Raw genomic sequence first — 19,858 nt, 5'->3', positions numbered from 1 at the left:
CGTTCAGTCGCGTGATGGCTATACGTCCAACGGCAACCTGAGCGCGGTTGCGGCGCAACTGGCGGGTCAGGATGTCGTTCTCGCGGCGTCGAAAGGGATTGACCTTTCCACCGGCTGGAACACGACGCACAGCGAGAGCAAAAGCAGTTCAAAATCCGCATTTGTCGGCGCGGAAGCGAGCATCGGGACCTCCGGTGCAGGTGTGAGCGTCACGGCGTCAGTCGGCCTTCAGAAGCAACATGTCATTTCTGACAAAGCGACGGCGGTTGACACGACGGTCTGCGGGCGGTGGCTCAACGTCTGTGAATGCGCTGAACGGTGCGGGTTATGCGTCGTCGATTGCGCAATACAACATGAGCCACACGATGGCAGGTGTTGTTTTTGCTGCGAAGACGGCGGGAGGAGTGCTTGTGCGGACCGGCAATCCGTATGCGGAGGTTGTTGGTGGCATCCTGCTTGGTAGCGCGGAAGCGTATACGCTGTATGATAGGCTTGTTAGCAGCGCGCTTGCTGGCAAGGGAACGGCTTCTCATGCGGAGAGTAGCGAGGCTGGCTCGGGCGGTGCTGCTGCGAGTGCTGGACAGGGTGCTGCGTCCGGCGCGTCTGCTGGCGGGGGTGCGGGAGCGCCTGAGCCGGAAGATGACGGGCCGGAGAAGGAGGACGGTCGATATGAAGATGCTCCGTATCATGGAAAAACAGATAATGCTGTAAAAAGCAGGAGGCCCACGAGTGGTCAGAATGCTTTTGATAATTCAATTCAGGTAAAAGACACATCTCCAAGAAGAATAGGTGTTGATAAAAATAACAATGAAATTGTCGCATTCGACAAGACGCAAGGGAATACCTATCATGGACATGTAAGATTTTGGTCTGATTTGACACCGACACAACAGAGCGTTCTTAGAGCCTATTTGGAAAGTGGTTGAAGTGTGATTCAAGCTCTGGATGTGGACGCCAGAGCAGAGAGGCCGCATGGCCAGGATTACCCGCAAGACGAAGCGTTATCCGTCTGACATGACGGAGGAGGAATGGGAGCGCATCGCACCGTTGATGCCCGAACTGGGACGCACGGGGCGTCCGCGCGAGATCGAATTTCGCGAGGTGATCAACGCGGTGCGTTATCTGGTTCGATCCGGCTGCGGCTGGCGGATGCTGCCGATCCATTTCGGGCATTGGCGTACGGTCTATGGTTGGTTCAGGGAATTGGCCCGGCGGTTCCTGTTCCAGACCATTCATGATGTGGAACTGATGCTTGACGTTCCAACTTTTCATTCACGTATCCCTCAGTTTGTAATACATCCCGTTATCATATCAAGAAATCCGTAAGCCCACAGAAGATAGGTGAGGAAGGCTGCCATCATGATGGAACTCCAGTGCGCCATCTGCCTCTGATCCCGCTGTTCGGTCTTGCGGGGGCGACCTGGCCTGCGCTTGAGCGTAACGGGTTCGGATGGAGCAGGCTCATGCCCGGTCATTCGCTGCAAGATGAAGGCGTCGAGAGCGGCAACAGGAAAGCCTCTGTCACGCTTGCCGTAAGTCACGGAAGCAGGACCTCGTCCTTCGCTCACCAGATTCCGTAATCGTCCGTGGCTGATACCCAGGTAGGTCGCAGCATCGCGATAACGCAAAACGCCGGGCGTAATCGGTGGCTGAGCCAAGTCACAGTACTCCCCTAAAAACAAAAGATTTCAGATTGTTTTCGGGGGAGAAGGCGGTGTTTCTTTCCTCAAGCGGTAGCATTGGAAACAGGATCAGGTAAAGAAGATTTTTCCTGATCCTGTTGGTATCCTCTGCTGTTCTGAAGAAAGATGGCGCCTCATTCCATCCGGGTTTCATGACGTGTCAGCATACCCATCACGCGCTCAGCTTCCTCGATCTGACGACTGATGTCTTCAGGAACAGGCTGGTAATAGCGATCCAGTGATTTCAGGTCGCGATGGCCGGTCACGCGTTTGAGGTCGAGCGGATTGGGCAGCAACTTTGCCAGCCGGCTGGTTGCTTCATGTCTCAGGTCGTGAAAGGTCAGGTTCTTCAGACCCGCCTCGCGGACGAGACGACCATATCTCATGCTGAACGCGTCCTCGGTTCCCACATCGAATACAGCCTCATCCGGTCCGGGTGGCCGGGGAAGCGTCGCCAGTTTCTCCAGAAGCAGGCGGCGGGCGCCAGGTGTCAGAGGCCGGATTTCAGGTCCATGTTCTTCCTGATGTCTGTGTGTCTTCGTTTTTCCGACTTCGCCCCCCAGGCGCAGGGTTCGGCGTTCGAGATCGATATCGCCCCATCTGAGACTGAGAGCCTCGCTGCGCCGCGTGCCCTGCTCGATGGACCAGCGCACGAGCCACACGTCATCGGGATGAGGGGACTTGCCTATCGCAAGAAGCAGGCGGTCGTATTCTCCTGTCTGCGCACTGTCATGGCTCTCCTCGAGCCGCCGGTTGCGCTTCTTGTCCGCCCCCTCCGGACGTTTGACCACCCGTCCGGAGGCATGATTGATGATGGAGATATCCCATTCCGAAATGGCATGCTGGATGATGGACGCCAGCAGGTTCAGGCGCTTGACCACCGTGGCTGGAGCGTATCCTGCCGCCGTCATCCGCTCCCGAAAGCCACGTACGTCGGCGGGCGAGAAACGGGAGAGTTTTACGCTGGCAATCTCTTCATCCCGGAGGATGGCTGGAAGGTGCCCGGTACGGTCGCGTTCGCGGTCGGCCATGCATTCGTCGCGATAGCGCGCCACAAGATCGCCGATGGTTGTCCGGTCAAGTGATCGTGTGTCCGTAAACTGGCCTAGCTCGGCCCTGGCGGTCGTCTCGTTCAGCCAGCGCCGTGCCTGGGCAGCCGTGGAAAAGGTTCGCTGAATGCGCCGCCCGTCAACGACCTTGCGGGTCATATACTGTTTTGGGCCGCGATAACTCACGCCGCGTGGCAGAGGCTTGCCGGTGGCGGGATCCATACGCCCGCTCATGACCTCACCTGCCAGACTGTCGGTCTCTTCCACCATGAGGCGATGGTAGCACATTCCTCGCTATGGTGCAGAAATGGTGCAAAAACCCATATTTTCTGTAGGAGTTTAGCCAAAAAAGCCAATGAAAACAATGGCGTCCCGTACGGGATTCGAACCCGTGTTACCGCCGTGAAAGGGCGGTGTCCTAGGCCTCTAGACGAACGGGACAGAGGCGAGGGCGTAATTAGGCGAGAGACTGCAGTGCGTCAAGCGGCATACAAAAGAAAAAATAAATTTATGCCATTCAGGGGTTATCCCTGCGTGCTGACACGCGCGGCAGGGCCGAATGCGGAGCTGGAGATGTGCAGGGCGGAGGCAGGAACACCTTTCTTGATCAGTGCGTCCGCCAGAGTTCTGCCACGCAGCAGGCCAAGTTCGACAGCCTGTGTCTGGTCTTGCGGTGACAGGGAGACCGTCTCGCCGCTACAGTGCAGAAAGAGTTGCCCACCGTGGCGGCTGGTGATCAGTTTATTCAGGGCGCCATCCTGCCCGGGTTTCATCTGATCCGAACCCGGAAGAAAGCCGATCAAGGTGCCGTCCTTGGGTGCGACATCATAATCAGGGCGAATCGGTTCTATTGTCGTGGCATCCCGGGGAGCGACGAAGCCGGGGATGGCGGGTGCTCCCGGCGGTCCGGCTGGAATGTCAGGCAGAGGCTGGGTGACGGAAGTGGCTACAACCGCAGCATCGCCACGAAATTCAGGCATGGCGAGTTCCGCTTCCGGCGTTGTCTTCTGGGCTTTGGGGGCAGGGGAGGCGTGGGCTGCCGCTGGTCCCGTCGAGGAGGAATCTGCCGCGTCAAGGATCGCGCCCATCCCTCCTGCGGGAAGCGGTGCTGAGGTCGCGGCAGAAGCCTGCGTCGTTGCTGCCTTGGACGCGTCAGAAGCGGGAGCAGCCGGTTTATTCGAGCTGGCTGCGTTGGGCGGCGGTGGAATGACAGGTGTCAGGGTGCCGTTCTGCGCTGTCGTGCGCATGGTGAGGTTGCGGGAAGCGATCAGATTATTGGTGATGGACTGACGCAACTCCGGAGAGGGGAGTGACGGAGGCGTGGTGGGAGTCAGTCCGACACGGGGGTAGGGATCGAGCTGTCCCGGTGCAGGAGGGCGCTGCTGGGCAATGACTCCGCCTTCATGCTGGTGGTACCAGTCAACGGTGGTATCGACCAGATCGCGATGCTGGCAGCCAGCCAGAAGCGCACAGGAAAACGGCAGGACGATCCTGAAGAAGCTTCGGCCCACAGCCGACTGGAACGGAAAAACTTTCATTGGGTTCATCTTAATCGTTTCGGGTTTCTCTGGCGAGAGCCCGCTGTCGTGAAAGCGATGTTGTGTCGTGCCTCTTGGCATTGCCAGCGGGGCAGCGCAGAATAAGAACAATGAGACCACATTACCGAACCAAGGAGGCCGACCTGATGGGCGCCAATCGCATGCTGGACGATGTCACCAAGGGGCGGATCAGACTCGATGACGAGGATCCGAACGGCCCTGACATTCCTGCGCCTGAAGGTCCGGAAAAGTCCGAGCCTGATGACAACAAGACCCTTTCCTCGCCAATCAGCGAACTGGAAACCAAGCTCTTCGATCAGCGCAAGGTTCTGATCTTCGGCGGGATCAACGACAAGATCGCCCGTGATGTCACCGGTCGCCTGCTGGCTCTTGCTGGTGCGTCCGACAAGCCGATCGACGTCTATGTGAACTCTCCGGGCGGTCATGTGGAGAGTGGTGACACGATTCACGACATGATCCGCTTTGTCGATTCCATCGCCCCGATCAACGTGATCGGTACCGGCTGGGTCGCGTCCGCAGGGGCGCTGATCTTCGCGGCCGGTCACAAGGATCGTCGATTCTGTCTGCCCAATACCCGTTTCCTGCTGCATCAACCGATGGGCGGCGTGCGTGGACCGGCCACTGATATCGATATCGAGGCCCGCGAGATCATCAAGATGCGTGAGCGTCTGAATCATCTGTTCGCACGCGAGACGGGACAGTCCTACGAAAAGGTCTGCAAGGACACGGACCGCAACTACTGGATGTCGGCAGAAGAGGCGATTTCTTACGGTCTCGTGACACGGATCATTTCCAGACCGTCCGATATCCATTAACCGCACTCTGTCCCACGCTGTGTGCGTGGAAAGAGATCCATCATCAGAGATGGCGTATCTCCTTCCCGGGGATACGCCATTTTTCAACATGGGTACGTGGAAATGACAGCACTTGCCGATATCTACACCAGACTCCCTGACAGCATTGATGACCTGCCTCCTCCGCCGAGCGCGGAAGCTGTAGAGCAGGCCGATTATCGCGCCCGTCACTGGAGTTCTTCCATTCCCGGTCCGCTCAAGCCTGGCTCCCCGGAGCACAAGCGGGCGATGGCGGATATGTTCCGGGAGACGTTCAATCCCTATCGTCCGTCCGTCATCAACTGGCCCAAGCTTGAGCCTGATGCCCTGAAACGAGTGACGTCCCTGCCGATCTGGGACATCGCCGTGCAGACGGAAGGCAAGGCGCGCCTTCGCATGGCGGCCTATGCGCGGATGATCGACGATCCTGATATCAAGGACGCGATTTCCCGCAATGCGTGGGAAGAAAACCGGCACAAGGAGGTTCTGACCAAGCTTGTCGAAGCCTATGGAATCGAGATGGCGCCGGAACCGCCCTATATCGAGCCAAAAGACGTCGAATGGGCTTACCTCGTCACGGGCTTCTCTGAGTGTGTGGACAGTTTCTTTGCATTTGGCATGTTCCGCGTGGCCCAGACATCAGGCTTTTTCCCGGCTGAACTGATCGAGACCTTCGAGCCGGTGATGCAGGAAGAGTGCCGCCACATCCTGCTTTTCGCCAACTGGCTGGCATGGTATCGGGCGGTCGTTCCGGCATGGCGACGTCCGTGGTTCGAGATGAAAATTCTCGCGGTCTGGGGGTTCCTGATTTACGAGCGGCTTGGACTTGTGCGGTCTGTCGATGCGGATGGCGCAGAGCATACGCAGGACAACAACTTCACGGTCACCGGCACGAAGGACATGACCAGTCAGGATATTACGCTGGCTGACTTCATGCAGCTTTGCCTCACAGAGAATGCCAGACGTTTCTCAGGGTATGATCCGCGTCTGCTCAGACCAAAGCTGGCTCCGAATATCGCCAGAACGATCCTGTGCGTGCTGCGTCTCATCGGTCGTCGGCCTCATGAAGTGAAAACAGGCGCTCCGGTCGCCGCCTGAAGACAGGTCCGGTCGCGGAGTGCAGATTTTTGTGCCCCGGTTTTGGAGCTATGCGCTATTTTCAATAGGAGCCGCAGTTTACGAACTGCGGCTCCTATTGGTTTATGAACATGGCCCAATGACCAGTCAGGATATTACGCCCCGCCTCTCAATGCGCGGGCGGCGACTGTCGCGACATCATGACGCAGCTTGACGATGGCCTTGCCGTTGGCGTCCAGCGGATGCACGCGATTGGTCAGGATCAGCACGAAAGCAGCGCTGGCGGCGTCCATCCAGAGCGAGGTGCCGGTGTAGCCGGTGTGACCGAAGGAACCGACGGGAAAAACGTCACCCCGGGGAGTGGAATAATGCGTGGCGATGTCCCAGCCGAGCCCGCGCTGATCCGTTTCACCGGGTGACTGGGGCGATGTCATCAGACGCAGCGTTTCCGTGCGCAGCGGATAATTGCTGACACGACCGGTCAGCCGATCCAGAAGGCTGGAAGCGTAGAGAACCATGTCCTGCGCGTCTGAGAACAAGCCTGCATGACCGGCGACACCGCTCATGCGTCGGGCCGTGGGATCATGCACGACACCCCGGAGTGGGACGTGATGCTCATCATACTGCGTTGGCGCGATGAGCGGTTTCAACGTCTCTGCGGGCAGGAAGCCTGATTCCCGCATGCCGATCGGCTGTAGGATGTGGCGTGTGGCATAAACATCAAGCGGCAACCGGCTGAACTGCTCGACCAGAAGTCCCAGAACGATAAAGTTGATATCGCTATAGACAAAATGCTGCCCGGTCGGGGCCTGCGGCACGGCAGCCATGGCTCTGCGGATGGCTTCGTCCTTGCCCGTCCACGATGTGGACAGGTCGAGGTCCGGAGCAAGACCTGAGTAGTGGGTCAGCAGATGGCGAATGGTGATCGCCGCTTTTCCGTTTTGAGCAAAATCAGGCAGATAACGGGCAACAGGATCATCAAGCTGGAATGCGCCCTGTTCCCAGAACTGCATGATCGCTGGCGCCGTGATGGTGGCCTTGGTGAGGGAGGCCATGTCAAAACGTGTGTCCCATGACATCGGTTCAGGGGCCGGGATGAGCGCCCTGTGCCCCATTACGGCCCGGTGAAGGATAAGGTCGTTCTGCCCGATAACGGTGACGACTCCCGGAATCTCTCCACGCTGGACGGCGCCTGACAGCAGGCTGTCGACTTCTGAAAAATCGTACGAGGGGCGGCCGACCGCGCAGCCTGTGACGCCTCCGGCGACGGGAAGGAGTGCTGCCGACAAACATTTGAGAAACAGGCGTCTGCTCATGGCTGGGAATCTCAGGCTGAGAACTGTTCAGCGATTATACGCTCTGACAGGGATTGTCCGGGATCAAACAGGACATTGACCGAACGGTTACGGTTTTCCTGAACGGACACGGTTTTGACGTCCCGTATTTCAGTGAAATCCGCGACAGCGGCAACCGGCCTCTTTTCCTGCTCAAGAATCGAGAATGTCACGACGGCGTTCGACGGCAGCAGGGCGCCCCGCCAGCGACGCGGACGGAAGGCGCTGATGGGAGTGAGCGGCAGGAGGTTTCCGGAAAGCGGCACGATAGGGCCGTGTGCGGACAGGTTATAGGCGGTTGAACCTGCGGGTGTCGCGACGAGCACGCCGTCGCAGATCAGTTCTGACAGACGCTCGCGTCCATCCACATCGATTCTGATCTTGGCCGCCTGACGGGTTTCCCTGAACAGGAAGACGTCATTGAGCGCTTCAGCCTCATGGACGGAGCCATCAGTGCAGACGGCTCTCATATGCAGGGGATGCAATTCCGCATTCTGCGTTATGGTGAGGCGTTCAAGCAGGTCATCTTCGTTCAGCGGATTCATCAGAAATCCCACCGAACCACAATTCATGCCGTAGACTGGCACGCTCCGGTCCATGACCAGCCTGAGTGTTTCCAGCATGAAACCATCGCCTCCCAGACAGATGATGACCTCTGCATCCTCGGGATCATGATTACCGTAACGACGGGAGAGCCGAAGCAGTTCTTCCTGGGCGGTGGTGGTTTCTGCCGCAACGAAAGCAAGACGTTCAGGGCGCGTGGTCGGTGGCCAGCAGGTCTCTGGAGAGTCTTTATCCATATGTCCCGGTCCGCGTCTCTCTGTCTGTAAGCGTGGTCTCTGTCGTAAACCTATACATGACCTGCATCGAACGCCACGGGCAACGACGGGCCGACTGTTGCGGAAGGATTCTGCCGACGACGCTGGAAAACAGCGGATTCCCGGCGTTTGGGGCTCCTGTCGGCGTGATGGGAGTTTTTTGTTTGTCAGCAACCCGGCAAATTTTGCCGATATTAACTCCAGAGTAATGGCACTTATGCACGATCAGTTCCGAGATACATCAGGAACCAAGTGATTCACGTGCAAGGTCCAACAAGACGCTCATCCAGAGTCCCGTGCAGCTTAACCCATTGTTCGGAAAATAAAAATTGAAAGCGACACTTTCTGGCCTGAAGTCGCTCGGACTGCCTCGTCTGATTGCTTTGGGAGCCGTTGGTCTCGGTATACTGGGCATGCTGGCGGTTTTCGCGTTTCATGGTGGTGGACAGGCTACGGCGCTGTTGTACCGTGATCTTGATCTGCATGAAGCCGCCCAGATGGCGGAAGATCTTGAGAAAGCCCATATCGCTCATACGGTTTCACCGTCTGGAGATGCGATTTATGTGGCTCCTGCTCAGGTGGCTGCGGCACGTCTGTTGCTGGCCCGTGACTCCCTCCCGTCAGGAGGTTCAGTTGGATATGAGATCTTTGATCACTCCAACACACTGACGACCACGGAGTTCGAGCAGCACATTGATGAAACGCGCGCTCTTGAGGGAGAGCTGGAACGCTCAATCCGCCTGATTCACGGTGTAAGAAATGCTCGTGTCCATCTGGTGCTTCCGCATAGGGAAATGTTCTCAGCGGACCAGCAGGCGGCTCAGGCCAGTGTGCTTCTCACGATGAATGGCAGTCGTCCGGATGCGGAAAGCGTTCAGGCTGTTCTCAATCTTGTCGCCGCGGCTACGCCGGGCCTGTCTCCCCAGAATATCTCGATTATTGATAATCATGGTAATGTTCTGGCCCGACCGGGAGACCGCAACAGTCCGGCGGGCCTCGCCCAGAATATTGATGAGCAGCGGCAGGCTATGGAGGCGCGGCTTTCCCAGACGGTGGAAGCCATGCTGGTGCCGACACTCGGCGCGGGGCATGTGCGTGCGGAAGCCTCCGTGTTGATGAATCTTGATCGGGTGCATGAGACACAGGAGAGTTATGATCCTGACCAGCAGGTTCTGCGTTCACAGCAGAGCACGACGGACAAATCTGTAAACACGGAAGCTCAGCAGAATACGTCTGTAGCGAATAATCTCCCGAACGCGAATGCAGGACAGCCGCGGGCCGGCAGTCAGGATGACAGGCGGGAAGAAACCAATAACTATGAAATCGGCAAGCGTGTCCGTACTGTTGTTCAGGATCAGCCGCGCGTGTCACGCATCAGTCTGGCGGTCATGGTTGATGGCAAAACCAACAAAGCCGCTGATGGTAAAACCGAATGGGCTCCGCTGGACCAGGCCGAACTGGACAGAATCACCACTCTTGCAAAAACTGCTATCGGTTTTGATGAAAAGCGTGGAGATGCAGTCAATGTCGTCTCGATGCGTTTTGCATCGGAGGCCTCAGATACGGCCAGCGCTCACGCTTCATGGATGGGGCTGCCGATTGAAAAGGCAGACGCTATTCAGATGTTGCGTAGTCTGGCGCCGGGGCTTCTCATCTTTCTGGCTCTCATCTTCTTCGTTAAACCTCTCCTGAAAAAAGATAATGCAGGTGAAAGCGGCGGAACATCACCCGCACTGCCAGCAACGTCGAGCGACGGTGAGGAGCGGCCTGTTACGGCGCTGACTGAAACTGATGGCGATGAACTGATGCAGGGTTCTCCGGCACAGCTTGCACTGGAAGGGCCTCGTGAAAAAGCATCTGATTTCATGAATCTTTCGGGCATCGATGGACGTCTCAAGGCTTCGGCCATTCGCCATGTGCGTGAACTGGCAAGTGACAACCCCGAAGAGAGTCTTAATGTCATTCGAAGCTGGCTTACGCCACAGCATGAGGGCTGAAACATGCTGGTGAAAACAGCTTTAACCGGTGTTCAGAAAGCAGCGATACTTTTGCTGGCTTTAGGGGAAGAAAATGGCACCCAGCTTGTTTCTTCCATGCAGGAACATGAAATACGTGAGATTTCAGCCGCAATGGCCACCATGGGGGCTGTATCTGCGGAAAAAGTCGAATCTGTTTGCGCTGAATTCTCCGGGGCCTTTTCCGCTGTTGATACGTTAGTCGGAACATACGATACAACAGAACGAATTTTACGAAAGGCGCTCCCCGGGGAACGGGTGAATGCCATCATGGAAGAAATTCGTGGTCCGGCGGGCAGGACCATGTGGGACAAGTTGGGTAATGTTCCGGAAAATATTCTGGCAAACTATCTTCGCAATGAATATCCCCAGACTGTAGCGGTCATCCTCAGTCGGCTTCAGGCATCGCAGACGGCTCGCGTATTGTCGCTTTTCCCCGAAGATTTTGCTGTCGATATTATGATGCGCATGCTTCACATGGAAAATGTCCAGAGGGATGTCATAGACAGTCTTGAGACCACACTCAGGTCAGAATTCATGGCAAGTCTTGCCCGTTCGTCCAAGCAGGACAGTCACGAACTTCTTGCTGAAGTCTTCAATAATTTTGACAGACGTCTTGAAGGCCAGCTTATGAATGCGCTGGAAAAGCGTAATATTGAAGATGCAGAGCAGGTCAAGGCGCTCATGTTTACGTTTGAAGACCTGAAACGTCTGCCACGCGATGCGATCATGAGGATTATGCGTGATATTGATAGAGAGAAATTACCTCTCGCACTCAAAGGAGCTTCGGAAGACATAAGAAAACTATTCCTGTCGTCAATGACATCGCGAGCAGGAAAAATATTGGAGGACGAAATTTCTGCAATGGGTCCTGTCCGTATAAAGGATGTTGATGCAGCCCAATCAGAAATTGTGAATATGGCCAAAAATCTCGCAAATCAGGGAGAAATTGATCTGAACCCGGGTGGTGACAATAATGAGATGTTGGCATGAACTCGTGTATTGTTCTCTCTGGGGCCAATAAATCCGGGGTTCTGTTCGCTGAGGACTTTGATGATATCTCTCGTGTCCTGAAAGAAAAACAGGATGCAAATGAGGAAATTCTGCAAGAAGAACCCGTTTCACCGCCGGTTCCGACCTATTCACAAGAGGATATGGATTCCGCAATTGCGGAATCAGTATCAAAGGCAATAGAAAATACAAAAAATACTCTAGAAGAATTTCATAAAACAGAAATTAAAAGAATAGAAGAGGAAAATAAGAGAGGTTTTTATTCTATATTTGAGTCAATAAATAAGGATATAAAATCTTTCTTGAAGTCTTATTCTGAAAATGTGTCAATGACAATGTTGACATCTGTTGTGTCTGCATTTCCGGCATGGAGTGACTCACAGGAGAAATTGTGGACGCCTGAAATGTTTGAAAAAATATATTCGTATTTTTCGAGGGATTTCAGCATTTGTGTGAAAGTTCATCCTGATTCTTTGAGGCGTATAAAGGAGACGATTCTGGAGGGCGGAGATACAAAAGATGATTTGATAAAATTCGTAGAGGATTCGAATATGAACAGAACTGATTTTGAAATACATTATTCTGACGGAAAAATATCTCGCGATATTGATTCAATTGTTTCTAATATATTAACTGATTTGTCAAATTCTATGGGCTCAAGCGTTAGGGGAGAAGTTTTAAATGGTTAATATGCCATTGCAGGAGGATTTGATGCGGCAAGACGACAGCGTTGTGTCTGCGGAGGGTGAGCACGAACATTCCATCGAAGCAGTCTACGATATTCCTGTTACCGTTAGTGCCGTGCTTGGCCGGGCGACAATGCAGGTTAGCCAGTTGTTGAAACTGGGACGTGGAGCGGTTGTCGAACTGGATAGAAAAGTTGGCGAGGCCATTGATATTTACGTCAACAACCGGCTGATCGCGCGAGGCGAGATTGTGATGGTTGATGAAAGTCGTCTCGGTATAACCATGACAGAAATTATTAAATCAGAAAAAAATAATTAAGGCTATCCCTGTGCGTATACTGATCATTGGTTCTCTCTCGGATGAATTAGGAAAGGCCGCAAAGATTGTATTGGCACGGGGAGCGCGTGTCGATCATGCTGAAACCAATGAATATGCAATAAAGAAAATATGTTCATCAGGTGATTATAAATTCGTAATATGTTCTGTGAAAGAAAATATTTCTGACTTAATAAAAGCATTGAAGCAGGAGAGGATCGCTGTTCCTGTTATTGCCTGTGGACCAGAGGATCCTGCCATCGCAGCCGAGGCCATTGCCGATGGCGCCGAAGATTATATTCCTCTTCCACCTGACCCTGACATCATTGCTGCGTTTTTGCAGGATGCAAGTAAAGAAAAGACGATTTTTTATACCGCTGATCCTGTTATGGTGAAGCTACTGCGACAGGTTGATAAGATAGCTGCATCAGGTGCTTCGGTGCTTGTAACGGGAGAATCTGGAACAGGAAAAGAAATTATTGCGCGCTATGTTCATCTTAAATCAAAGAGGGCGGCTGGCCCCTTTATTGCCCTGAACTGTGCTGCGCTTCCGGAAACATTGGTCGAGTCAGAGCTTTTCGGCCATGAAAGAGGTGCGTTTAGCGGTGCTACAGCCAGACGGGTTGGTCGGTTTGAGGCTGCTAATCATGGGACTTTATTGCTCGACGAAATCAGCGAGATGGATGTTCGCCTTCAGGCAAAGTTGTTGAGGGCTATTCAGGAACGGGAAATAGACAGGTTGGGAGGCGGTTCTCCTGTCTCAGTCGATGTGCGAATTATTGCAACATCCAACAGAGACCTTCTCGCGGAGATCAAGGCTCAGAAATTCCGAGAAGATCTCTATTTCAGATTGAATGTTGTCTCCATCAAGATACCGCCATTACGTGAGCGGGTGATGGACATTCCTTATCTCGCAAACCATTTTTGTCACTATTACAGTAAAGTAAATTCTCTTTCGCCTAAAACCATAACTGAAGAAGCCCTTGAGAAGTTAAAGCATTACAGATGGCCGGGAAATGTCAGGGAACTTGAAAACACGGTTCATCGGGCCGTTGTTGTGTCTTCCGGTGATGTTATAGATATCGACTGTTTCGATCTCCCTGATATGCAGCCGGAAAAAATTTCTCAGGAACATTCCCTGTCATCCTGGGTTGGATACAGGATGGATGAAGTGGAGCAGGCTCTTATCATAGAAACCTTATCGCACACAGATGGAAACAGGACCCAGGCGGCCTCCATATTAGGTATTTCCATTAGGGCGCTCAGAAATAAATTACGCGAATACGCTGGGCAGGGTGTTGCAGTTCCTCCTCCATATCAAAGTTTGACTGAAATATAATGCCAGAATCAACAAATTCTTCGTTGAAAAATCTGTTTGATCCTCAGCTTGTCCTGAGAAACCTAAAATCTTTCAATATTCAGGATTTGCGAAATGGTGGCTGGCGTCACTTTGTTCCCGGAAGTGATGTCGGGTTAGCGTTAGGTGTTGCAGCGCTTCTCTCTGTACTCATCATTCCATTGCCGACCATGTTTCTGGATGTGGGATTGGCAATTTCCATTACAATTTCTGTGCTGATTTTGATGGTGGCATTGTTTCTGCAGAGGCCGCTGGATTTTACTTCCTTTCCGACTCTTCTTCTGTTGACGACTCTTCTGCGTCTGGCTCTTGAGGTCGCTACAACCCGTCTGATCCTTGGGCACGGCAATGAAGGCGTATACGCTGCCGGTCACGTTGTCGCAGCGTTTGGCGGCTTTCTCATGGGAGGGGATGTCGTTATCGGCGGCATTCTTTTCTCGATACTTCTTGTCGTTAACTTTATGGTCATCACAAAAGGTTCGGGTCGTATTGCTGAAGTTGCGGCGCGATTTTCTCTTGATGCAATGCCGGGAAAACAGATGGCGATTGATGCTGAACTCGCATCAGGCGCCATTTCTGACAAAGTTGCGAGAAAGAGAAGAAAGGAACTCGAGGAGGAAAGTGGTTTCTATGGGTCTATGGATGGTGCGGCCAAGTTTGTAAGAGGCGACGCTATTGCGAGTCTGATCATCACAGCGATTAATATTATTGGCGGTCTGACCATAGGTGTCGTCCGGCATGGAATGCCGCTGAGCGAAGCGGCCGGGTCATTCACGACATTGACCATTGGTGATGGTCTTGTTGCACAAATTCCTGCTTTGCTGGTTTCAACGGCGGCCGGCATTGTCGTCACGAAAGGCGGAACTGAAGGCGCCGCTGACGCAACGTTGGTGAAACAGTTGGCTGGTAGCTCCAAGCCGTTGGCCCTTGCTGCTGGCATTTCCGGGATTCTCGCCATAATGCCGGGTCTGCCGGCTCTTCCATTTCTGGCAATTTCTGTGATTTGTGGTGGGGTGTCCTGGTCCCGTCATGTCCATCCAATAGAGGACAATGGTGAAGAAGAAGCCGCTACGCATGTTGTGCCACATAATGCAGAGCCGCCCATTACGGACTCTCTTCGTATTGACATGATCAGGCTGGAGCTTGGCTTCAGTCTTCTCGGTCTTGCGGGTGGTGAAAATCCACAACTGACGGAACAGATAAAAATCCTACGACGTACTATAGCCAGTGAAATGGGCTTTATTCTGCCTCCAGTCCGGATTCAGGATAATTTACAGCTTTCTGGAGATCAGTACGTTATTAAAATCAAGGAACTTGAGGTCGGTTCAGGTGAAGTTCGTCCCAACAGACTTCTGGTGATGAACCCTGCCGGAGGTTTGCCAGCCCTTCAGGGAGAGGTGACCAAAGAGCCTGCTTTTGGTTTACAGGCCATGTGGGTCGATATTGGTTTGAGAGAAGAAGCGACTTTTGCGAATTATACTGTCGTGGATCCTGCGAGTGTTATCGTGACGCATCTCAGTGAGTTGGTGAGAGAAAATCTTTCTGATCTTCTGACATATGCTGAAACGCAGAAATTGTTGGATGAATTGCCACGCGATCAGCAAAAGCTTGTTGCGGATATGATTCCATCACAAATTTCTCTGGGAGCTGTTCAGCGTGTTTTACAGGCGCTTCTGTCTGAACGTGTTTCGATCAGGGATCTGCCTACCATTTTGGAAGGGATACAGGAGGCGTGTGGACAGGGACTTCGTGCTGTGCCGCAGATTGTTGCCCATGTGCGTATCAGACTGGCTCGTCAGATCAGTGCGTCTGTCATGGGGCCTAACGGTTATATCCCCATCGTGACCCTGAGTCCTGCATGGGAAGGGACGTTTCTGGACAGCATGGTGGGACCGCCTGACGACCGCCAACTCGCGATGGCGCCCAGTAAACTGAATGATTTTATTGGAAAACTGCGCACCGTGTTCGATCATCTTGCGAGCGTGAATGAAACTCCTGTTGTGGTTGTCAATGGTGGTATTCGTGATGCTGTGCATGCGATAATGGAGCGGTTGAAACCATCAGTTTCTGTGATGGCTCAGGCTGAAATTGCACCTAGGGCGAGAATCAGAACCGTTTCCACGATACAATAATTTTCAATTGGTGATTCTATGGAAAATGAGATTTTTGTTGGAATAAACATGAAAGATGCTGTCCGTAAAGCACGGGCGAATTTGGGGGAAACGGCTTTGATTGTTTCCGAACGTATTGTTGATAACGGAGTGGAAGTTGTTGCCAGAAAGGATTCTGCGGAACGTGTTTTCGTGGAAAACAATACGGAGGAGCTTTCCGAAAGTTTTGTTGATTTACAGAAACCTGCTTATGAAGAAGAAATAAAAAAAATATCCAGAATTTCTGATGTTCTGAAATGGCACAGAGTTCCGGATGCTTTGATTGATGTGCTTTCTTCGCGTAATTTTGAGGCGACGATTGCCAGAAATATTCAATTTGGTTCTTTTTCATTTTCGCAGGCGAAAAGACCTCTGGCGCTGGTTGGAACAGCCGGGGCGGGAAAAAGCCTTTCAGTTGCAAAACTTTCTTCTCGGCTTGTTCTGTCAGACAATCCTCCACTTGTCATCACGACAGACAGGGAAAGAGCCGGTGGAATTGACCAGTTGGCCACCCATACGCGTCGCCTAGGATTGCCGCTTATCGTTGCAAACGACAAAAAGACACTTCAGCAGGCTATGGCTCAGAGAAGAAATAATCAGCCTGTATTGATCGATACTGCGCCGATCGACCCCTATGACGAAAACGCTCTGGCCGTATTGATGGAGCTTGAGTCGGTTACACGCGCGGAGTTGTGTGTGGTTGTACCCGCTGGATATGACTCTGAAGAAACGGCTGATGTCGCAGAGTTGTTCTGGAATGCTGGAGCCCGCATGATGATTGCATCCAGGGTGGATCAGGTGCGCAGACTGGGTAACATCATTACAGCCGCAGCTTGTGGGCTGGTGATGACTGAATATGGTGTATCCGATAATTGCAATGCTGGCTTTGAGAAAATGACAGCGGGAAAGCTCGCGGCATTATTGATCAAAAAAACGGAAGATCATGAAAAGAACAGATAGAGTCAGGATAAAAGACTATCTTTTCAATATAATAAAGCCTCACAGACATTGGAGCCTGTGAGGCGAGGAATTGACTGGGTTGTTCGGCTTAATTTATAGGCCCGTTGGGTTCGATCCAGCCGATATTTCCATCATCACGTCGATAAATAATATTGATTTGCCGACTGACGCTATTGCGGAATACCAGAAGGTTACGGTCTGCCAGATCCAGCCTCATGACTGCTTCACTGACGCTCAGAAAAGCGATTTCTGTCGGCTGCTCTGCGATGATGGTCGCATATGGACCTTCCGAGGGCGCGCTTTCCAGAGTGTTTCTGGGGGATTCCTGTATGTCAGCCGGCTGGAGAATGTAGCTCCGTCCGATTTCTGGCTGCTGAATACGTGCGGACGCTCTGGAGTGTGTCTGGACACGTCTTCTGTAACGTCTCAGACGTCGTGCAATATGCTCCGCAGCATCATCGAACGCCCCATGCGCATCAGAGGCTTCGCCTTCACCTCTCAATGTCAGTCCTCGTCCGGCGTGGACATTGATATCGCATGTAAAGAACGAGCGCGCCTTACTGAAAGTAACATTGGCTTCAAGCGCCTGTTCGAAATATCGATCAGCAATATTGCCAAGATGCATTGTGACCCGATGCTTTAATGCATCAGACAGGTCAATCTGTTTACCTGAAACGTGGATATGCATTCTGCCAGGCTCCTTTTATTGAGGAAACCGGTCGCCACAGCGTTGATGGTGCCGTACTGTGCCATCAGGCGGAGGCGGCTTTCTCCCGTTTGCGCTGCACTGAATTTCCGATATGCAACGCGTCCCGATATTTGGCCACGGTTCGGCGGGCGATGTCTATGCCTTCGTTGCGAAGATTTTGCACAATCTCCTCATCCGAGAGAACATGAGCGCCTGTTTCCTGTGAAATCATCTTTTGGATTTTATATCTTACAGCTTCAGAGCTATGTTCTTTTGAAATGTGAAAGCTACTTATCTTCCGTGTGAAAAAATATTTTAGTTCGAAGAGGCCCTGGGGAGTCGCGATATATTTCCCAGTTGTGATGCGGCTGATCGTGCTTTCATGCAGTCCGGTCTCAGTGGCAACGGTCTTCATGGTGAGGGGTAACATAAATGAGATGCCCGAAGACAGGAAATCGCTCTGATGTTTAATTATTTCTAAAGAAACACGAAGCAGCGTTCTTGTTCTCTCTTCAATGGAGCGCAGTAACCATGATGCATGATAGGCCTGATTCTGAATGAACGGTCTGTCTGAAGCCGGACTGGCTGCCCTTGCCCTCTCAAGGAGTGTCTGATCCAGATACAGACGGGGGAGTGTGTCTTCATTGATCCGGACAGTCCATTGACCATCTGCGTCCTGTTGCACGAAGACATCGGCGATCCGGCTGCTGGTATTGGATGTGAGGACTTCAAAACCCGGCTTGGGGTCAAGATGACGGAGTTCCGCGATCATCTCTGTAAAATCGGCTTCATCCACGCCGCAGAGTTGCCGAAGGGGCCGGTAATCCTTGCGTGCAACCATATCGAGATTATCAAGCAGAACAGTCATGGCTGGATCGAGGCGATTTCTGGCTTGAAGCTGCGCCGCCAGACATTCTTTCAGCGAGTGGGCAAAGAGCCCGACCGGCTCAAACAGCATCATGCTTTGCCGGACATCTTCAATGGCGGTGGTTGACTCAGCCGTTTCTTCAGCAATCATCTCAAGCGGGCAATCCAGTCGTCCGGCCGGGTCAAGATGTTCGATGAGACTACGACCGATGAGACGTTGCTGCTCCGTGAAGTGGGGTGTCAGGCGAAGCTGTTCATCCAGTCTTTCAGCGAGGGAGGGCGTATGTGAGGCAACGTCCTGATCACCATCGCCATATCTCTGCCGCCAGTCCTGTGGAGAGCCCTCTTCCGAGTAGGTGTCGTCAAATCCTCCAGCGGCGGCTTCCTGCGTGAAGCTTGTGTCAAGAGAGTCTTCTTCCTGATCTGACGGAGTTTCATCAGCGGACAGGCGGCCCGTGTCTGCCGGTATAACCGACTCTTCAGCCTCTTCCCGGACGAGAAAGGGATTGCGTTCGAGTTCTTCCTCGACCAGAGCCTCCATCTCGGCGCTGGTCATCTGGAGAAGCCTGATCGCCAGACGCAACTGCGGCGTCATGGCAAGGTTGTGTGTCTGTCGGAGATGAAGCCCGGGAAGTGTCACCATATGGTGAAACTAGAGGGAAAAGCTTTCTCCAAGGTACACGCGGCGGACGTCTTCGTTGGCCACGATCTCTTCCGGAACGCCCTGCATCAGAACCTGACCGCCATGCATGATGTAGGCCCGGTCAATGACTTCCAGCGTCTCACGCACGTTGTGGTCGGTGATCAGCACGCCGATGCCACGATCCTTCAGATGCGACACCAGATCACGGATTTCACCGACGGCAATCGGGTCAATACCGGCAAGCGGTTCATCCAGAAGGATATAGTGCGGCTGGCTGGCAAGGGCGCGGGCAATTTCCAGACGGCGACGTTCACCGCCGGACAGCGCCAGAGAAGGCGAGCGGCGGAGATGAGAGATGCCGAACTCTCCGAGAAGTCCGTCGAGCATGGCGTCGCGCTTGTCAGGATCAGGCTCGACGACCTCAAGTGCCGCCATGATGTTCTGCTCGACGTTCAGGCCGCGGAAAATACTGGCTTCCTGTGGCAGGTAGCCGATTCCCAGACGGGCGCGCCGGTACATGGGCAGGCGCGTGATGTCCGCGCCGTCCAGTGTGATATTGCCCGTATCAGGCTGGACCAGCCCCACGATCATGTAGAAGCTGGTGGTCTTGCCGGCGCCGTTCGGACCGAGAAGGCCAACGGCCTCGCCACGATGCACCTCGATCGAGACGTTGCGTACGACCTCGCGCTTTTTATAGGACTTGCCGATTCCGTCCGCGAACAGGCCGTGCTTGCGGTCACGCAGGACAGGGCCTCCCGCTCCCGCGCCAAGAGGGGCGGGGACGAAATCCTGCATGAAATCTTCTGCGTTCAT

Annotated in this window: 18 protein-coding genes, 1 tRNA gene and 2 pseudogenes; 12 read left to right on the top strand and 9 right to left on the bottom strand. The window is 53.4% G+C overall.

Translation table 11 applies throughout. From position 1 onward, the window contains the following. Positions 1–37: 37 nt before the first annotated feature. The 3 genes and pseudogenes from LKE90_RS16470 to LKE90_RS07895 all read left to right on the top strand — a co-directional run. A pseudogene (locus LKE90_RS16470) lies at positions 38–268 on the top strand (hemagglutinin repeat-containing protein); the annotation flags it as partial. A 34-nt stretch (positions 269–302) separates the two neighbouring features. After that, on the top strand, positions 303–926 hold the full coding sequence (locus tag LKE90_RS07900) for a hypothetical protein (RefSeq protein ID WP_291492065.1): 624 nt from the start codon (positions 303–305) through the stop codon (positions 924–926). A 19-nt stretch (positions 927–945) separates the two neighbouring features. Then, positions 946–1,257, top strand: a pseudogene (locus LKE90_RS07895) (transposase); the annotation flags it as partial. Positions 1,258–1,283: 26 nt separating this feature from the next. On the opposite strand, the gene LKE90_RS16465 reads toward LKE90_RS07895, so the two are convergent. The 4 genes from LKE90_RS16465 to LKE90_RS07875 all read right to left on the bottom strand — a co-directional run bounded on the left by LKE90_RS16465 (position 1,284) and on the right by LKE90_RS07875 (position 4,269). Further along, on the bottom strand, positions 1,284–1,568 hold the full coding sequence (locus LKE90_RS16465; protein WP_366509542.1) for a hypothetical protein: 285 nt from the start codon (positions 1,566–1,568) through the stop codon (positions 1,284–1,286). Positions 1,569–1,816: 248 nt separating this feature from the next. Continuing rightward, entirely contained in the window at positions 1,817–2,965 is a 1,149-nt protein-coding gene (locus LKE90_RS07885) for a tyrosine-type recombinase/integrase (RefSeq protein ID WP_291492067.1), read from the bottom strand. A 131-nt stretch (positions 2,966–3,096) separates the two neighbouring features. Then, positions 3,097–3,172, bottom strand: a tRNA-Glu gene (locus LKE90_RS07880). 83 nt (positions 3,173–3,255) lie between these two features. Beyond that, positions 3,256–4,269 carry a hypothetical protein gene (locus LKE90_RS07875; protein WP_291492069.1) on the bottom strand — a complete coding sequence of 338 codons (1,014 nt, stop codon included), beginning with the start codon at positions 4,267–4,269 and terminating at the stop codon, positions 3,256–3,258. A gap of 146 nt (positions 4,270–4,415) precedes the next feature. Between LKE90_RS07875 and LKE90_RS07870 the strand changes: the two genes are divergently transcribed. Next, positions 4,416–5,105, top strand: a complete 690-nt coding sequence (locus tag LKE90_RS07870; protein WP_291492070.1) for an ATP-dependent Clp protease proteolytic subunit — start codon at positions 4,416–4,418, stop codon at positions 5,103–5,105. Positions 5,106–5,207: 102 nt separating this feature from the next. After that, complete coding sequence (locus LKE90_RS07865) at positions 5,208–6,221, top strand: ferritin-like domain-containing protein (RefSeq protein ID WP_291492071.1); 1,014 nt, start codon at positions 5,208–5,210, stop codon at positions 6,219–6,221. Between the two features lie 134 nt (positions 6,222–6,355). Here the strand turns inward: LKE90_RS07865 and LKE90_RS07860 are convergent, their stop codons facing one another. Both LKE90_RS07860 and LKE90_RS07855 read right to left on the bottom strand, forming a co-directional pair. Beyond that, positions 6,356–7,516 (bottom strand): serine hydrolase domain-containing protein, encoded by a 1,161-nt coding sequence (locus LKE90_RS07860; protein WP_291492072.1) that lies wholly within the window; start codon positions 7,514–7,516, stop codon positions 6,356–6,358. 11 nt (positions 7,517–7,527) lie between these two features. After that, complete coding sequence (locus LKE90_RS07855; RefSeq protein WP_291492073.1) at positions 7,528–8,334, bottom strand: NAD kinase; 807 nt, start codon at positions 8,332–8,334, stop codon at positions 7,528–7,530. Positions 8,335–8,681: 347 nt separating this feature from the next. Between LKE90_RS07855 and fliF the strand changes: the two genes are divergently transcribed. The 7 genes from fliF to LKE90_RS07820 are packed head-to-tail and all read left to right on the top strand — an operon-like array spanning position 8,682 to position 16,847. Next, positions 8,682–10,349 (top strand): flagellar basal-body MS-ring/collar protein FliF, encoded by a 1,668-nt coding sequence (gene fliF, locus LKE90_RS07850; protein WP_291492074.1) that lies wholly within the window; start codon positions 8,682–8,684, stop codon positions 10,347–10,349. A 3-nt stretch (positions 10,350–10,352) separates the two neighbouring features. After that, positions 10,353–11,360 (top strand): flagellar motor switch protein FliG, encoded by a 1,008-nt coding sequence (fliG, locus tag LKE90_RS07845; protein ID WP_291492075.1) that lies wholly within the window; start codon positions 10,353–10,355, stop codon positions 11,358–11,360. Further along, positions 11,357–12,067, top strand: coding sequence for a hypothetical protein (locus tag LKE90_RS07840; RefSeq protein WP_291492076.1), 711 nt, complete (start codon positions 11,357–11,359; stop codon positions 12,065–12,067). The genes fliG and LKE90_RS07840 overlap by 4 nt, the downstream gene beginning before the upstream one ends. A gap of 22 nt (positions 12,068–12,089) precedes the next feature. Continuing rightward, on the top strand, positions 12,090–12,383 hold the full coding sequence (gene fliN / locus LKE90_RS07835; RefSeq protein WP_291492077.1) for a flagellar motor switch protein FliN: 294 nt from the start codon (positions 12,090–12,092) through the stop codon (positions 12,381–12,383). A gap of 10 nt (positions 12,384–12,393) precedes the next feature. Beyond that, complete coding sequence (locus LKE90_RS07830) at positions 12,394–13,719, top strand: sigma-54-dependent transcriptional regulator (RefSeq protein ID WP_291492078.1); 1,326 nt, start codon at positions 12,394–12,396, stop codon at positions 13,717–13,719. Next, complete coding sequence (gene flhA, locus LKE90_RS07825) at positions 13,719–15,869, top strand: flagellar biosynthesis protein FlhA (protein ID WP_291492079.1); 2,151 nt, start codon at positions 13,719–13,721, stop codon at positions 15,867–15,869. Before LKE90_RS07830 ends, flhA begins: the two co-directional genes overlap by 1 nt. Positions 15,870–15,887: 18 nt before the next feature. Next, positions 15,888–16,847 carry a hypothetical protein gene (locus LKE90_RS07820; RefSeq protein WP_291492080.1) on the top strand — a complete coding sequence of 320 codons (960 nt, stop codon included), beginning with the start codon at positions 15,888–15,890 and terminating at the stop codon, positions 16,845–16,847. 88 nt (positions 16,848–16,935) lie between these two features. On the opposite strand, the gene hpf is transcribed toward LKE90_RS07820, so the two are convergent. The 3 genes from hpf to lptB form a co-directional block, all read right to left on the bottom strand. After that, on the bottom strand, positions 16,936–17,535 hold the full coding sequence (gene hpf, locus LKE90_RS07815) for a ribosome hibernation-promoting factor, HPF/YfiA family (RefSeq protein ID WP_291492081.1): 600 nt from the start codon (positions 17,533–17,535) through the stop codon (positions 16,936–16,938). Between the two features lie 64 nt (positions 17,536–17,599). Continuing rightward, complete coding sequence (gene rpoN / locus LKE90_RS07810) at positions 17,600–19,045, bottom strand: RNA polymerase factor sigma-54 (RefSeq protein ID WP_291492082.1); 1,446 nt, start codon at positions 19,043–19,045, stop codon at positions 17,600–17,602. Positions 19,046–19,054: 9 nt separating this feature from the next. Continuing rightward, positions 19,055–19,858 (bottom strand): LPS export ABC transporter ATP-binding protein, encoded by an 804-nt coding sequence (gene lptB, locus LKE90_RS07805; RefSeq protein WP_291492083.1) that lies wholly within the window; start codon positions 19,856–19,858, stop codon positions 19,055–19,057.

Origin of the sequence: Acetobacter sp. (assembly GCF_022483985.1) — a bacterium.
Lineage (GTDB): Bacteria > Pseudomonadota > Alphaproteobacteria > Acetobacterales > Acetobacteraceae > Acetobacter.
The sequence above is the reverse complement of the archived record's forward strand: the minus strand, read 5'-3'. Positions and strand labels throughout refer to the sequence as shown.